The sequence below is a fragment of the Niastella sp. OAS944 genome (genome assembly GCA_024809215.1).
In the GTDB taxonomy this organism is placed as follows: Bacteria; Bacteroidota; Bacteroidia; order Chitinophagales; family Chitinophagaceae; genus Niastella.
Genome location: JANUBW010000001.1, coordinates 581,470 through 597,524 on the forward strand (window position 1 = coordinate 581,470; position 16,055 = coordinate 597,524).

Sequence of the window (16,055 nt, forward strand, 5' to 3'; positions counted from 1 at the left end):
TGGCAATTTTTTAAGCAAAAGAATCCTGTTAGGGCATAAACCGCTTTTACCCTATCAGTTAATAGTGATGTTTTGGATAAGCGTAAAGCTAGCGTGGTAATACAGATATTGAGGGAAATTCAGGAGGGGGGTAAACTCCCAATAAGGGGGGTGGAGACGCCAATTAGCCCTCGGGATTGAGTGATTCCTTGTCAACAGTGTACTGCTTTCCATGAACCTGGCGGTACTTTTTTACATAGTCTGAAGGGTTCATGCCGAAAAGCTTGTTAAACTGCTCGCGGAAGTATTTAATATCTCCTATGCCTACTTTGTAGGCGGTTTCCTTAATACTGTAGTCGGTTTTTATAAAAAGCTCAGCGGCTTTCCTGAGGCGGATAGACCGGATAAAAATATTTACCGGCTGGCCGGAAACCGATTTTACTTTACGCAGCAGGCTCGAATGGCTCATGCCCATTTCGTTCAATAATGTTTGAACCGTAAAGTTTTTGTCCATTAAATGGCTTTCAACAATGGAAATGCATTTGTGCAAAAACTCCCTGTATTCGGAAGAAACCTTAAAATCGTTTTTATTGAGGGTTATCTCGTTGTAAAAATACTTCTGGAGCGTATTGCGATTTTTTAAAAGCGTGGTGACCCGTGCAATGAGCAGTTTGCTGTCGAAAGGTTTTACAATATAATCATCTGCACCACCTTCCACTCCCTGTAGTTTCAGTTCGTCGGACGTAGCGCCGGTTAATAAGATAACCGGCACATGGCTTAACTGTTCATTTTCTTTAAGCGCCTTGCAAAGCTCAATCCCGTTCATTTCCTTCATGTGAATGTCGGAAATGATGAGGCCGGGGAAATACTTTTGAGCCATAACCAAACCAGCTTCGCCGTTTTCTGCCTGGTATATTTTATACGTGTCTTTAAACAGGCGAACCAGGTATTGCCTGATCGATTCATCATCATCTATAATAAGAATAGATTGCTTTTCAGAAACCAGTTCCGTTAACGGTTCTTCATTTGTATTATCTTCCCCGGTTTCAGTTTCCTCTTTCAGTACATCGAGTAGTTGTGGTGCAGCTTCTGTTTCTGAAATAATAACATCTGCACCAAAATGCGCTTTACCTTTTTGAAGCTTTAATGTAAAAGTTGTTCCCTGTCCTTCTTCGCTTTCGTAGGAAATGGTTCCCTCGTGCTGTTCTGTAAAATGTTTTACAAGGAAAAGCCCGATGCCGAAACCTGCTTTTGAACTCGTTTTTGTTCTTTCGGCTTTATAAAATTTATCGAAAAGCTTTTCTCCTGTTTCGAATGGAATGCCTGCACCATTGTCCTGCACTTTGATTATAATATCCTCTGGTCCTTCTTCAATTGAAAGTCTGATACTGCCTTCAGCAGATGTATATTTCAATGCATTGGAAAGAAGGTTATATAAGATTATCTCCAGCTTTTCCCGGTCTGCATAGATCTCATGATCTTTATTGGCGCAATCAAAAACATAATTTATGCGCTGCGTTTTTGCCTGTTGAATAAAACACAGGTACACTTCGTACGCCAGATCGTGAAGGTTAAGCCTGGATGGTTTTATCTTGTCCAAACCGCTCTCTGCCTTCCTGAATAAAAGCAACTGGTCAACAAGACTGAGCATTCGCCTGGCGTTTCGGTAAACGATATTCAGCTCCCCTTTTTCTTTCTGTTCACTGGAATTCTTCTCTAACAGTTCTTTAACCGGGTTAATGATTAATGTTAACGGTGTTCTGAATTCATGAGAGATGTTGGTGAAAAAAGAAATTTTCTTTTCGTTGATCTCTCTTTCCCGTTCATTCAGGATCCGTTCTTTTTCCAACTCGGCATGTTCTCTTTCTCTTTCCGCCCGTTCTTTTTCCAGTTCGGCTTTCTCCACTGCTAATTCGGCAAGGCTCCTTTCCTTTTCAGAGCGCTCATTTTCTGTATTAAGCCTGGCGATCTTTACTTCGTATTGCAGTCTGGTTTGTTTAGCACGGTATTGAAAGTAAAAATAAACGGCGGCGCCAATCATCACTGTATAAACAAAATACGCCCACCAGGTTCTGTACCAGGGCGGCAGCACTATAATTTCAATCTCCACCTCTTCAACATTCCATTGGCCTTCGGCATTGGTGTTTTTTACCCGGAAAGTGTATGCGCCTTCCGAAAGATGGCTGTAAACTACTTTTCGCGTATTGCCGCAATAGTTCCAGTCTTTATCGGACCCCTGCATGTAATAAGCATATTGAATTTTATCAGGCGCCGAATATTCGAGCGCTGCAAATTCAAATGAAAGAACGGCTTTATTATAGGGGATCTTTATGCGCTCTATACGATTGGAATCCGTTCTTAGCTCAAGCGAAGGATACTTTTCAATAGAAGTATTGGCAACTTTCACATCTGTTACAAAGATCTTCGGATTGCCGTTGACAGTGGTAATGCTTTCAGGGCGGAATAAAGAAAATCCCTTAATACCGCCAAAAGCAAATTCGCCGGATCGTAATTTTAATGCCGCATGATAGTTAAACTGGTTGCTTTGCAACCCATCACCCTGATAATAGTTCTTGAATGTCTTGTTTTTAGGATTGAATTTGGCAATGCCATTAAAAGTGCTCATCCACAAATTACCTTCTGCATCTTCCAAAATGGTTAATATGGAATTGCTGCAAAGACCTTCGTCTGTGGTGTACCGGGCAATGATCTTTCCCTGCTTTCTGTCGAACAGCAGCAATCCCCCTCCTTCCGTACCCACCCAAAAATTGCCGGTGCGGTCTTCCATTATAACGCTAACCGGTTTACCAATGGAATAAGAAACATGTTTTTTGCCGGCTTTATCAATTTGCACCAGGTGATCTATGCCACCGCCCCAAAAAACCTTATTCCTGTCTTCCTTCAATACATACAGGTCCTTCAGCCTGTCATCAAACAATTCAAAAACCTTTTTCTGCCTGTTCAATTTGAACAGCCCGTATTGCTGTGTGCTTAGCCAAAAATTTTGTTCCCCATCTTCAAGAAGATTGGGACCTATAGGATGAAAAGTGAGTGAAGTATTCTTAGGGTCAATACAGTTGAAGTGTTCAAACTTCCCGTTGTTAAAACGGTTTACTCCGCCACGATAAGTGGTTACCCACAGGTTGTTTTGAAAATCGGATTGAATGTCGGTAACAAAATTATCGCTTAGTGAATAAGGGTTCCCACTGTCATGACGGTAATTCGTAAACGAGTTCAATTTCCTGTTCCAGATACTCAGGCCGCCACCATCCGTCCCAATCCATAAATCACTGTTGGGAGCTTCGTAAAACGATAAAATATGATTGCTGATAAGCGTGTTGGTTGTGGCTGGATTTGATACAATATTTTGAAAACGCTCTTTATTTGGATCAATGACATTGATGCCGCCTCTTAAAGTGCCAATCCATTTTCTTGATTGCCCGTCGATCCAAATAGAATACACAGCATTGCTCGATAAGGAATTAGGCGCTCTTGTATTCGATAAAATCTGTGCATCACCGCTTTCTGTATTTAAGATAACCACACCACCACCATTTGTTGCGATCCACAATTCATTGCTTTTATTTACAGTAACGGCTGCAACAGTATTGTAGTTTAGTTTTTTATTTGCTTCATTATAAACACCATCGAAGGAATTAGAAGCGATGTTGTACCGGAACAAACCCTCATTCGTGCCTATCCACAAATAACCATTTGTCGCTTCAATACAATTGGCCGACCTAATGGCTGCGTTTACCAGTTTTGCTTTTTTGGATTTATAATCATAGACATACAAGCCTTTATTGGCGACAAATAACCAGATGTTCTTATTGGCCGCTTTGATTGTAGTAACACGATAAGGAGAATTAACATCGTTCTCTAACGGTACTCTATAAGCAACGTGTTCGCCTTTTGGAAAAAAGAGCAGGCCTTTGTCGGCTGTAGCAATAAACATATTGCTTTGCTGGTCTGCTTCAATATCGTTAATGACCGAGTTTAGCTGTTCTGCGTTTTTTTGGATGTTATAATAATAAAGAAAAGAAAAATTGTTCGACAGGCTTTGATAAACACATGCGCCCTGCCTTGTGCCTATCCACAAATCGCCCTTTGCATCTTCACTGATGGCATTGATCCAGTTGTTAATTAGGGTCCGGTTGTTTTTGAAATTATTTCTGAAGATCTTGAATTCATATCCATCATATCGGTTTAGTCCATCGTAGGTGCCAAACCACATAAAACCATTTTTATCCTGGTAAATGCATCTTACAAAATTGTTCGACAAGCCCTGATCAATCCCCAGGTAAGCACTCACCGGATAGCCGGCAAAGGAGGTGTGCCAGGCAAGAAAGAACACCACAAAGCAGGCATGCTTTTGAAAAATCCTTTTCATATAAAAGCAGTTGGCAACCGTTTGCAATCATTTTCTCAACCAGGAAAATTTTTCCCGGCGTTTGTCCAAATTTATCATTAACTCTTTGCGCTTTCATTGCACTAAAAAGACTTTGTTTTATATAAAACCGACCGTCAAAAAGTCCACCAATCTCATTTTACCATGCCCCGCCTTCAGGCGAACGCCTCCATTTGCTCATTATTTGAAAGGTTTAGCAAAATGTTTCACATCATAAGTTATTTTTTCATGCCACCAACTCAGTTTTGACCTCAACAAAGTTGTTTTCACCTCGCCCGAGTTATTTTTAAGTGGCCATAACTCATTTTTTACCTTCACTAACTTACTTTCGCGTTCACCAGAGCAAGTTTACCTCAATACTAACTTCATGCATGGGTAAACTTGAGTTGTGGACCACTAAACTTGATTCATGACCGCCCTATTTTGATCAATGGACCCTAAAAATGAGTTGGTGATAGCTTCAATTCGTTTGATGATGGCCTTCAATTTTTCGGGGACGGTCAAAAACAAGTTGCTGAAGCCAGAAAATAACTTTTGGCGCCACAAAACTAATTAAGGAGGCATGAACCTGAGTTGTGGGGGCATCCACCTGATTACCGACAGCATCAAACTGATTCATGGAAGGGTAATACAAACTTAGCGAGGCATTATATTGAGTTGGGGACGAACGAAAAAGAGTAGTGAGCACCCAAAACAAAGTCATGAACGGGCAAAATTATTTACTGAAAGCATCAAATTGCTTCATGAAAGCAACACTTGAACAAAGTAGTCAAAAACAAAGTTGCTTGCAGTGCATTTTGCTCCGGTGCATTCAGAAAAAGAGTTATGGAAGTCAAAACTTGCGTTGGGGAACCCGGAAAAAGAGTTGGACACCTCACATATTGCTCTGGGAACTCAGATATTGAGTTATGGGAAGCAAAACCTGCGTTGGGGAGCACGGAAAATGAGTTGGACAATTCACATAATGCTCTGGGACATTCCAAAAATGAGTTATGGAAAGCAAAACTTGCGTTGGTAGACCGGAAAATGAGTAATATAGCCGAAATAGAGGCTCAAGGCTGAGAAAAATCGGGTACCGGTATCTTATAACGTAGTGTCTATTAAACCATGCTTTAACCCTTTTGCCATGTCTTACGTTACAGATAACCGGTAACCCAATGATCCTTGTTACTTATCCTGCCTGTTTAGCTCAGCCTGCCTGTTGCCTTTTTGTACCGGGCTTCATTGATCTTATATTCCACTTTTGCATTTATAATATTCGTGTTGGCCTGTTGCCAAATGGCCTGTGCTTCCTGCACATCCTTGGCTACAATAGTCCCTGCCTTGAACCTGTCGTTGGCCAACCGTAAATTTTCTTCAGCCTGCTGCAATGAGAGTGTGGAAAGCCGGATATTCTTTACAGATTGATTGAGGGCCAGTAATGCCTGTTGCACTTCCAGTGCAATCAGTTCTTTGGTTTCCTCTAACCGGGTTTCCTGTGCTTTTATTTTCAGAGATTGCTCTTTTACCTTCTTACCATTTTTTCCCCAGTCGAACAAAGGCACCGATAAACTAATGAGCCCGTAATTTGTGAACAGCAGATCTTTTCCATTGGTAAAATTCACCTGTTTACCACCAGCCCCCAATGCACTTAACGAGGCGCCAAGGGTTGGTTTCATTTGGGCTTTTATCAGTTTTGTTTGAACGTGTTCTACTTCAATGCCTTTTTGCAGCACAGCAATTTCCGGTCTTACGGCAATACTGTCTAAAGTGTGTTGTGGTAAGTTTTCAACTTCAGCCATTACCGAATCTGCGATCTCAAACCCGGCATCACCGGTTGCACCTATCAGTTGTGCCAGTTGCAATTTCGACATCAACAGGCCGTCGTTCGCTTTCGTTTTGTTCAATTCCGATTCGTTTAAATTTACTTCCACCCGTAACAGGTCGTTCTTATATGAAAGTCCTGCCTCGTACGAATTCTTCAAATCTTTTTGCAAACCCTTCAATAGCTCAATGTATTTGTTGGCCAGTACCACCTGTGCTTTCATTCTTACTATTTGCCAATATGCGGTTTCAACAGCCAGGTGCACTTCGGTCTCTGTAAGCACCTTTTGGTCATTATATAATTCCACTACCTTTTCTGCTGCTTCTTTACCCAGTTTTATTTTACCACCGGCATAAAGAGGCTGGGTAATAGTTATACCGGCACTTCCCTGCACTGCAGGCAACAGCTTACCGAGCGGGTTACCAAGATAGATCCCCATTACAGAACCATCTATTGATGGCCGGTTGTTTAGTTTAGCGGCATCGCTGGCCGCTTTTGCCGCATCAACCTGGTATTGCGCCACCTTTAGTTTCTTATTATTTTCCTGCGCCTTCTTCAGGCACTCATCGAGTGTAAGCACCTGCGCGGTTGCCGACCACGACATTACAATTGCGGCTACTATCGCCAGTAACCGGCTATATATTTTTAATTGCATTCCTACTTGTTTTAGTGATGTTCCGGTTTGTATTGAATTTCCACTTCTGCATCAGGTTCAGCTTCCGGCTCAGGTAATGGCTTTATGAATTTGTAATACAATACAGGTACGGTGAACAATGTAAGTATCATGGAAACAATAAGACCAAATGCCAGCACACTTCCCAGCGGCGCCCACAGCGGCGACTTTCCCAATATCATTGGAATTACGCCCACTGCGGCGGCTGCAGAGGTTAGAAAGATCGGGCGCATTCTTCTTTTAGCTGCTGCCACAGCTGCCGCCTTTATGGTGTATTTATGATCGAGCACTAATTCATCGGCATAATCAACAAGTATGATACCATTACGTACCACTATACCTATTAAACTAATGACGCCCATAAAGGCTGTCATACCCATGGGGTTTCCGGTAACATATAATCCCAGGAAGGCCCCCAACAAACTAAGCGGGAAGGTGGCCAGGATGATCAATGTTTTTCCTAGATTTTTAAACTGGAACAACAGTGTTATAAAGATGAGGATCAAACTTACGCTTAACGCCGTCATCATGCCCGGCATATTTTCTCCGCTCGACTCCTCATCGCCGCCATAAGCAATGGTTATTCCTTCGGGAAGTTTCAGTTGCGCTATTTGCGGCTTTACTTCTTTTAGTATCGTAGATGCGCGCATGCCATTTTGTGCCTCAGCCAGTACCGTTAGTGTGCGCAATCCATTCCGGTGGGCAATAACACCCGTGTGCCAGCTGGGCATAAGGTCAGCAACTTCTTTTAAGGGTACCTTTGAGCCAAATGATGTGCTGAGGTATAAATTCCCAAGGTCAGCAAAATCTTTCCGGTCATCGGCAGCCAGCCTTACATAAATATCTACAGGTTTATCTCCTTCCCATATTTGTGAAACTGCATATCCTTTAAGCCCGGCGCCCAGCGTTTGTGTGATGGCCTGGTGCGAAACGCCGAGTCGCGACGCTACATCTTCTTTTATGCGCAAACTAATACCCAGGTATTCATTATCATAATCAGTATGCACCCAGTTAGGGCCTTTTGAGTTCCTGAGTATTTCCTGTACCTGTTGCGCCACCCGCTTCTGGTTGTTCATATCAGTACCTATTATACGCACAGCCACAGGCGATCCTTCCTGAAAACTCAACTGGCGGAACCGGATATAACCGTCTTTCACAAAACCTTCAAAGCGAGGGCGATATTCTTTAACAATTTCATCGGTAGCGGTATTACTAACGGTAGTAATAAACAGCTGGGCAAAATTCTTTCTCGGTGGTTCAGGTGCATAGGTTGTTTGAAACCTGGGCGAACTGGTGCCAATAAAACTGGCCGTGCTTACCACGCGTTTATCTTTCATCAATATCTCTTCTACTCCCTTTACCGTTTTTTGTGTTTGTTCCAAAGAAGTTCCGCTTGGCAACCATACTTCCACATTAAACTGGTTACGCTCACTGGTAGGAAAAAATTCCTGCTCTACTTTACCGCCGATCACAAAAGCCAGCAGCACACACACCAGGGCGCTGATAATGGTAAACGTTGGCCAGCGAAAACAAAATTCAACACCCACATTGAACACGTTCTGCAGCCTGTCGAGCAAAGATTTTTTTGCAGGCCTTTTACTTATCTGGTGTTTCAGTCCCTTTTTAATAAACACATAACACATATAAGGCGTAAGGAACAGGGCTACTGCCATGGATGCGATGAGCGCCACAGCTACGGTTACAGGCAGTGAGGCCATAAAGTCTTTCGCAATGCCATTCATAAAGAAAGCCAACGGAGCAAATGCGAAGATGATGGCCAGTGTAGCCGTGAATATGGGCAATGAAAGCTGTTTGGCAGCCTGCCATGCTGCCGTCCAGGGCGTTATTCCTTCATCGAGCTTTTCAATGTAATTGTCAACTACCACAATTGCATTATCAACCACCATTCCCAATACAATGATGAGGGCGGCCAGCGATACCTGATGCAGCTCAACCCCAATAATATTCATTACACCAAAAGTGATGAGGATGGCCAAAGGAGCAGCCACCGAAGAAACGATTGCCATCCGTATTGGCAACAGCAGCATCACTACAATAATAACAGAGGCGATGGCCATGCCAAATTCAACCATAAAGTGATTGATGCTTTCCTTCACAACTTCGGGTTGATTAACGATCATATCGATCTTGATATCCGACGGAAAGTTTTTTTGTAATTCGGCCAGCTTCTCTTCTACCTTATGACCAAATGCAACGATATTGTTCCCAGGCTGCATTTCAGTTGAAACCAACACCACTTTGTTATTTCCTATCCGGATAAAAGAAGATTCCTCTTCGTACCTGCGCTCTATATCGGCCACATCTTTCAATCGCACTACCGTACCTGCGGGTGTTGTATAGATGATCTGTTCGGCTATATCTTCTTCCGACTTATACTGACTATTGGTAAATACCGGCACCACATTATTCTTCATGGTGAGCTCACCTGAGTACCCGGTAACATTTGCCTTTTGCAACGCATACATAATGGCGCCGATGTCGAAACCATATTGCCGCATTTGCTGATCTTTAACGGTAACATAGATCTGTTGCCGCTGCCCGCCCGATCGATTGATCTTCGATACTTCCGGTATCGTTTTCAGGGCGTCCTCCATTTTATCGAGGTATTGATCGAGCTCTGCATAACTGCGGGTTGAAGAAGACAGGGAAATAATTTGGGCACTCACATCGCCGAAGTTGCTGTTCACTACCGGCCCAACAACGCCTGCAGGAATTTTCGAACGCAACTCGGTATTAAGTCCGTGTTGCAGGGTTGTCCAGAATTTTTTCCGGTCTTTAACACTGGTATGCAATTCAACGGTAATAAATACCTGCCCTTCTTTTGTTTGCGATTTTGTTTTTTGCTTATTCACTTCCTCAAATGAGAACAGGTACTGTTCTATTTTGTCGGTGACCTGCTTTTCCATTTGCAGTTCATCGGCGCCGGGATAAAAAGCATATACCATAGCCAGCGGCGTATCGATCTTCGGATCTTCGGCGCGAGGCATATTGAGCAGGGAATAAGTACCGAAAAGCAGCAGCAGTACGATTACAACAATGGTAACCTGGCGATACCGCATAGCAGCCTCTATAAAACTGATCTTTCGTTTCTTCATTTTTTTCTGTTAACAGTTTGATCAATAGCTGATGGCGCTACCATCTTTAAGGTTAGTAATGCCCTCCGTAATAATGACATCTCCCTTACCCAAACCGGCATCGATGATCACTTCCTGGCTGCCACTCAATAACCCCGTGGTTACCCGGCGGCGTATGGCCTTCCTGCCTTCTCCTGCGATATACACATACGTTAGTTCATCTGCATCTTTAAATACCGCCGTAGCAGGAACAACAGTTATTTCCCTTGCCTGCGACCTGCTCAACGAAACGTTTACGATCATGCCGGGTAACAGGCGCTGGCCGGCATTGTTCAGCCGTATTTTAACTGTATATGTTCTTGAGGTTTTTTCTGCCTGTGGGTTTATGATCACTACCCTGCCTTTTACCGAATCGTTAAGTGTTGGAATAAACACCACAGCATCCATACCCTGTTGCAACTCTCCTATTTCGCTTTCGGGAATAGACAGCTGCGCATATACAACATCTGTTTTTATAATGGTGAAAGCAGGAATGCCGGGGCCGGCAGTACTTCCTTCAACAGCCCGTTTAGTAGTTATTATACCCGACAAAGGCGACACCAGCCGACTGTCGGTTATGTGTTTTGCATTGATCGATCTGTTTGCTTCAGCCTGTGCTACTTTGGTTTTTATATCAATAAAATCCTTCTCAGGTAAACTACCCTTTTTGTAAAGGTCCTCAAGGCGGCGATACATATCCTTTGCCTGTTCCAAACCAGCATTGGCAATGGTAAGCGCATTGTTATATTCAGTAGCATCAATGGCTGCCAGCAGCTGTCCCTTATGAACCAACTGACCTTCCTCAACAGCTACCTGGTTAACTATACCGGGCACCGCAAAGCCCACTTCCGCGGAAGTTTCCGGTTCTATGCTTCCCGAATAAGTTAGTTTAACAATACGACTGGTTACCTGAACCGGTTGTACACTTACTTTAAGAGGCGCGGCCTCTTCTGTCTTCTTATTGGGTTCGCCGCATTGGCTTAGTAAGAAGGTACCACCAATAAGGGATGCGGCCAGGGTGGTACGAAAAAGATTGAGCTGTTCCATTTTTTACAATTGCCCTGCCCGCAAGAGACAGGTAAAGTCTTAATTTTTAGACACCGCAAAAATGAAAAGCAGAAGCGCAGGTTCAAAGGTTCGAAATCCGTCATTTCTGGTCAAAAAGGCGCAATTGCAATATTATGATTCCCGGGAAAGACTATAACTTTGAGCATAGGATCTGCACATAACCTATAACGAATGACACCCAAAAAACCCAAGACCCTTATTTACAAACATGCTGAACTGGCTGAAAAAATGCCACTAAGAAAATCGCCGGTAGCCGGGTTTTCTGCAGATGTAAATATGGAATTGTTATTACCTGATATTGACCTGTTCAAATTTAACTTTCGCTCCGACTTTCTTTCCCTGATAATGATAGAAGCAGGTGAAATGATACTTGCTATCAACCTCGAAGAGATCCATGGCACTGCAGGCAGCCTGTTACTGATAAACCCCGACGCAACAAAAAAAATTGTGTCGGCCACACCAGACAGCAGCATTTCAATAGTAAATTTTACACTTGATTTTCTGGCAAATTTTGGAATGCTGAAGATGGAAGTAGACCTGATGGAATACTTCTCCCTGAAATATTTACCACACTGGAAACTGGAACCACAGGACAGCGTACTCGTTCACAAACAAATTCAGGAATTGCATAACAGAAGCGAAGATGCCCTAACGCATCCATATGGCAGTAAACTTTTACATCACGCCTTTTATATTTTCCTGTATGAAATGGCTGCATTAAGTAAGAAGTATGCGCAACCGGTAAGCCTGGGCCGGTCGAGAAAGGAAAACCTGTTAATTAATTTCACCCAATTGGTAAAATCGCAGTTCAAAAGCCAGCGAAACCTGGAGAGCTACGCCCGTTCATTGAACGTTACTGCCAAGCATCTTTCAAAAACAGTTAAAGAAACATCTGGTAAAACCGCAGGTGAGATCATAGATGATTTTGTATTGCTGGAAGCCAGGTTGTTGTTAGACAATCCCGAACTAAGCATTCAGGAAATAGCCAATGAGCTACACTTCAGCGACCAGTCGTTTTTTGGGAAATTCTTCAAACGGCATACCGGCGTATCGCCTAAACAATACCGCCAGTCGCTGCAAGATCGTATATAAACTATTTTAGATCGTATATCCTTACATCTTTCTCCAACACACCACAGATATGATCAGTTAAACGTTTTATGGTGTAGGTATTATCGTCCTGTGCATTTGTCTTCAATTTATCGTACACCAGCAACTGGTTCATTAAACCAAAACCGGCATTATAACAAAGGTTCATTCGTAACCGAAATTCGGCGCTATGAGGTATTTTAAAATATTCCTTTTCAACCAACTTAACAAACAGATCGAAATGCCGCTTAATAATTACTGTGGCAAATTCGCCAGCCGCCTTATTTAAAGGTTGTTGTTGCTGTTTAAAACAATGGAGCACCGCTGCTTTATTAAGCAATGCATAGCGAATTGATTTACCTACAAAGCAACGCAACCTGTAATGCCTTACCTGATCATTCTCAACTTTCAGCAAAAGTTCTGAAAGGATCTCATTTGTACTTTCAAAGAATACCTGGTGGTCTCTCAAAGCCATATGAATTCAATTGGTGAGATAATTATTTTACACAGCAAATTTGAAAAAAAGGAGCAGGTATGTAAAGGCCTAAATGGTGTCAAAATTGGTCAAAATGATGTTTTTTTAAAAAGAATAGGCGTCCCGATGCATCGGGACGCCTATTAAATAAATATATACTAAAATGCAGGTTATGTTCTAATCAAGCTCTCCTGTTTTCATAGTTGATCTGGGAGCACTATTTACGTTAGCCACCCTGCCTTTCAACTCTACTTTTATTACAGAGGCAGTTGCATCGGGCGCAGTAGCTGGTACTTCTATAACAAGGTTTTCATCCTGAGCCTTCGCTTTAACTTTGCCACCAGCCAGTAGTTTGGCAGATACCACTTTATTTTTCAACCCTGGTATTATCAGCCTGCCGTCTTTTGGCCATTCGAAAACAGTTATATAAAGTGTAGTGGCAGTGGCTGTTTCCTTTCTTGTAACCCGTCCCCATGGTAATGGTGCCAGCGGGCTTGCCTTGGTAGCATAGATCGCTTCGCCGTTTATTTTCATCCAGGCGCCAATGGCGCGCAGGCGGTCAATACTTTCCTGTGGAAAAGCGCCATCGTCCTTAGGACCAATATTCAATAAATAGTTTCCACCTTTCGATGCAATATCAACCAGGTTACGTAACAGTGTTTCGTTCGACTTCCATTTATCGTCCCAGCTTTTAAAACCCCAGCTTCCGTTCATTGTCATACAGGTTTCCCAATCTTTGCCATCGAGTTCGCTTAGGCTGGGGATCTTTTGTTCAGGCGTTTTGGTGTCGCCCGGAAAATTGGGGCGCTTTAAACGATCATTGGTAATGATGCCGGGCTGCAGCTTCAATACTGCCTGTAATTTAAGTGCAGCGTCGTCGGTCATATTGGTTGGCGTATCCCACCAAAGCACGGCCACATCGCCATAATTGGTCATCAGTTCTTTTACCTGCGGCACAGCTACCTCATCAATATACTGAGCAAAGGACCTGGTTTCCTGTGCGGGGTCCCAATGACCACCGTGTTCTTTTGTATAGGAATCAATTTTAGAAGAATCAGGGTTAGCCCAGCCTTCTCTCATTTCCTTTCTTGCTGCTGAGCCACCGGCATTGTTCCAGTCTTGCGCCTGTGAATAATAGAACCCTAACTTAACACCATATTTTTTGCAGGCTGCGGCCAATGGTTTTAAAAGATCTTTACCATAAGCCGTTGCATCGGCAATATCCCATTTGCTGGCTTTTGAATCAAACAATGCAAAGCCGTCGTGGTGTTTGGCGGTGATCACGATGTATTTCATTCCGGCATCTTTTGCCATTTTCACCCATGCATCGGCATCGTATTTAACCGGGTTAAAACTTTTTGCTTTCTCCTGGTACTCAGCCACAGGGATCTTGCTTCTATTCATGATCCATTCTGCCCCACCCCTTGCCTGGTTATGGCCATGATACACGCCGGCCCATTGTGCATATACGCCCCAATGAATAAACATACCAAAGCGCGCTTCGCGCCACCATTTCATACGTGCATCTTTGGCAGTATCCGGCGTCTGGGCGCTGAGTGACTGCACAGCGAAAAATGAAAAGATCAAAAACAGATATCGGGTCATGAGCGTAAACATTATTTATTAAGAGAAATATACTGCAACTAATAAATAAAAAAGCAGTCAGCAACATCAGATGTTGGCTATTTATTAAACGATTTTGACTGATCCTTCTCATCTTTCAATTATTTCTACATGATATTTTGGTAGCTTTAATTATAACTGCTATTTGTGAGGCCAGGTTTACTTTGGGGAAGGTGGTTTATCTTTCATGATGGAACAGAAGTGATAATACACTCTCAGCCTGGGCGAAGCCCGCCCGTTCTTTCAAAATTTATTTTTACTGCTCTCAAGAAAACGACCGAATGATTATCCGATTCTGCTGTTTTGGGCTTTTTCCGCGCCAACAGTAATCTCCATTTCTCAACCACTAATTGATCTTTTATGAACCGACCAACCCAGTGGATAATCTTAGGATTATTTTTTTCCATCATTACTATATCCTGTAAAAAAAATATTCCTTCTGATAATGACGATATATGGAAGTGGAAAAAAAAGCTGGTGGGCAGCAACCGGCCTTACCTTGATATTCTTCCCAATAACTCAATAATTGAATGGAGCAACATTGCATATGAAGCCGTTGGTGGTGCTGCGGAAAATCCACTCTTAGCTTCACGCAGCCATGCCATGGTGCACATTGCCATACATGATGCGCTGAATGCCATTGTGCCGGTTTACGAACATTATACCTACAATGGCAGTAGTCCTTTCGCTGATCCTTTTGCCGCAGTTGCCAGTGCAGCTCATACTGTATTGAAGGCATTGTGGCCCGATCATGCGACTACGCTGGATGCAAAGCTGGCTGAATCACTTGCAAACATTTCTGACGGATCTGCTAAAACAATGGGCATTGCGCTCGGTATTGCATCTGCCAATGCCATCCTGGCTTTACGCGCAGGAGATGGCTCAGATCAAAATCCTATCTCAGACGTTCCCCCTTCTACTGTTCCCGGCGTTTATGTAGCAGTGCCCCCGAACAACTTCCAGTTTGGCGTTTTTTGGGCAACCATGCAATTGTTTTCGCTTGAAACGCATGACCAGTTCCGTAGCGCGCCCCCACCCTCATTAACCAGCGCCACTTACACCAGAGATTTTAATGAAGTAAAGCTGGTAGGTGAACTCAACAGCACCGCCCGTACAACCGATCAAAGCGCTTATGCGGCATGGTGGTTTGAATTTGCCGATATCGGCTGGAACAGGATTGCACGTATTCGGGCAACGAGTGAACGGATCGGTTTGTACGCAACCGCACGGATGTTTGCACTGCTGAATATGGCCCTGGCCGACGGCTATACTTCCTTCCTGAATGACAAGTATTTTTATAATTTCTGGAGACCTTACACCGCAATTCGGGCAGCCGCTACAGATGGTAATAACAACACCAGTCCCGATGCCGACTGGGAACCTTTATTGCCAACACCGCCGATCCCGGATTATCCCTCAGGCCACTGCGTATTAGCAAATGCTTCGGCAACCGTATTGGCTTATTTTTTTGGCCCTCATGCTCCTTTCGCAATGACAAGCACTACCGCTGTTCCTGCAGGAGCTGTAAGAAGCTTTGATACGTTTAAAGAAGCTGCCGACGAAAACGCCGATTCAAGAGTTATGGTTGGTATACACTTCCGCTTTGCCTGTGTTGCCGGCCAGAAGATGGGCGATGAAATTGGAAAATGGACCGTACACAATCACCTGGAACCGTTGCATTAGGTTTTAATAAAGGATGGTGACCGCTATCGTCACCATCCTTGTAAACTCAGCTTACTGTTTTGCCGATAGCAATAACACGGCAATGCACCAATACCCGTACTTTAGAAATAAAATTTACA

General features: G+C 43.3%; 8 protein-coding genes. 2 read left to right on the top strand and 6 right to left on the bottom strand.

The window, feature by feature from the left end; translation table 11 throughout:
* Window positions 1-163: 163 nt before the first annotated feature.
* The 4 genes from GGD38_RS02165 to GGD38_RS02180 all read right to left on the bottom strand — a co-directional run bounded on the left by GGD38_RS02165 (window position 164) and on the right by GGD38_RS02180 (window position 11,045).
* Window positions 164-4,369, bottom strand: a complete 4,206-nt coding sequence (locus tag GGD38_RS02165) for a two-component regulator propeller domain-containing protein (RefSeq protein ID WP_375299671.1) — start codon at window positions 4,367-4,369, stop codon at window positions 164-166.
* A 1,202-nt stretch (window positions 4,370-5,571) separates the two neighbouring features.
* Complete coding sequence (locus GGD38_RS02170; protein ID WP_375299670.1) at window positions 5,572-6,846, bottom strand: TolC family protein; 1,275 nt, start codon at window positions 6,844-6,846, stop codon at window positions 5,572-5,574.
* Window positions 6,847-6,857: 11 nt separating this feature from the next.
* Window positions 6,858-9,980 (bottom strand): efflux RND transporter permease subunit, encoded by a 3,123-nt coding sequence (locus GGD38_RS02175; protein WP_375299669.1) that lies wholly within the window; start codon window positions 9,978-9,980, stop codon window positions 6,858-6,860.
* Window positions 9,981-10,001: 21 nt separating this feature from the next.
* A complete protein-coding gene (locus tag GGD38_RS02180; RefSeq protein WP_375299668.1) occupies window positions 10,002-11,045 on the bottom strand; it encodes an efflux RND transporter periplasmic adaptor subunit in 1,044 nt (347 codons plus the stop codon).
* 192 nt (window positions 11,046-11,237) lie between these two features.
* On the opposite strand from GGD38_RS02180, the gene GGD38_RS02185 reads away from it, so the two are divergent.
* Entirely contained in the window at window positions 11,238-12,158 is a 921-nt protein-coding gene (locus GGD38_RS02185) for a helix-turn-helix domain-containing protein (protein WP_375299667.1), read from the top strand.
* 1 nt (window position 12,159) lies between these two features.
* Here the strand turns inward: GGD38_RS02185 and GGD38_RS02190 are convergent, their stop codons facing one another.
* Both GGD38_RS02190 and GGD38_RS02195 read right to left on the bottom strand, forming a co-directional pair.
* Complete coding sequence (locus GGD38_RS02190; protein ID WP_375299666.1) at window positions 12,160-12,630, bottom strand: hypothetical protein; 471 nt, start codon at window positions 12,628-12,630, stop codon at window positions 12,160-12,162.
* A gap of 177 nt (window positions 12,631-12,807) precedes the next feature.
* Window positions 12,808-14,235 (bottom strand): alpha-L-fucosidase, encoded by a 1,428-nt coding sequence (locus GGD38_RS02195; protein WP_375299665.1) that lies wholly within the window; start codon window positions 14,233-14,235, stop codon window positions 12,808-12,810.
* Between the two features lie 378 nt (window positions 14,236-14,613).
* Here GGD38_RS02195 and GGD38_RS02200 point away from each other — a divergent pair, with 378 nt between their 5' ends.
* Window positions 14,614-15,936: a phosphatase PAP2 family protein gene (locus GGD38_RS02200; protein WP_375299664.1), complete on the top strand. Its 1,323-nt coding sequence runs from the start codon at window positions 14,614-14,616 to the stop codon at window positions 15,934-15,936.
* Window positions 15,937-16,055: the final 119 nt, after the last annotated feature.

Excerpts from the sequence above, each read along its gene's own strand:
- GGD38_RS02170 (WP_375299670.1), bottom strand. The coding sequence starts at position 6,846 with ATGCAATTAAAAATATATAGCCGGTTACTGGCGATAGTAGCCGCAATT.
- GGD38_RS02200 (WP_375299664.1), top strand. The coding sequence starts at position 14,614 with ATGAACCGACCAACCCAGTGGATAATCTTAGGATTATTTTTTTCCATC.
- GGD38_RS02180 (WP_375299668.1), bottom strand. The coding sequence starts at position 11,045 with ATGGAACAGCTCAATCTTTTTCGTACCACCCTGGCCGCATCCCTTATT.
- GGD38_RS02175 (WP_375299669.1), bottom strand. The coding sequence starts at position 9,980 with ATGAAGAAACGAAAGATCAGTTTTATAGAGGCTGCTATGCGGTATCGC.
- GGD38_RS02185 (WP_375299667.1), top strand. The coding sequence starts at position 11,238 with ATGACACCCAAAAAACCCAAGACCCTTATTTACAAACATGCTGAACTG.
- GGD38_RS02165 (WP_375299671.1), bottom strand. The coding sequence starts at position 4,369 with ATGAAAAGGATTTTTCAAAAGCATGCCTGCTTTGTGGTGTTCTTTCTT.
- GGD38_RS02190 (WP_375299666.1), bottom strand. The coding sequence starts at position 12,630 with ATGGCTTTGAGAGACCACCAGGTATTCTTTGAAAGTACAAATGAGATC.
- GGD38_RS02195 (WP_375299665.1), bottom strand. The coding sequence starts at position 14,235 with ATGACCCGATATCTGTTTTTGATCTTTTCATTTTTCGCTGTGCAGTCA.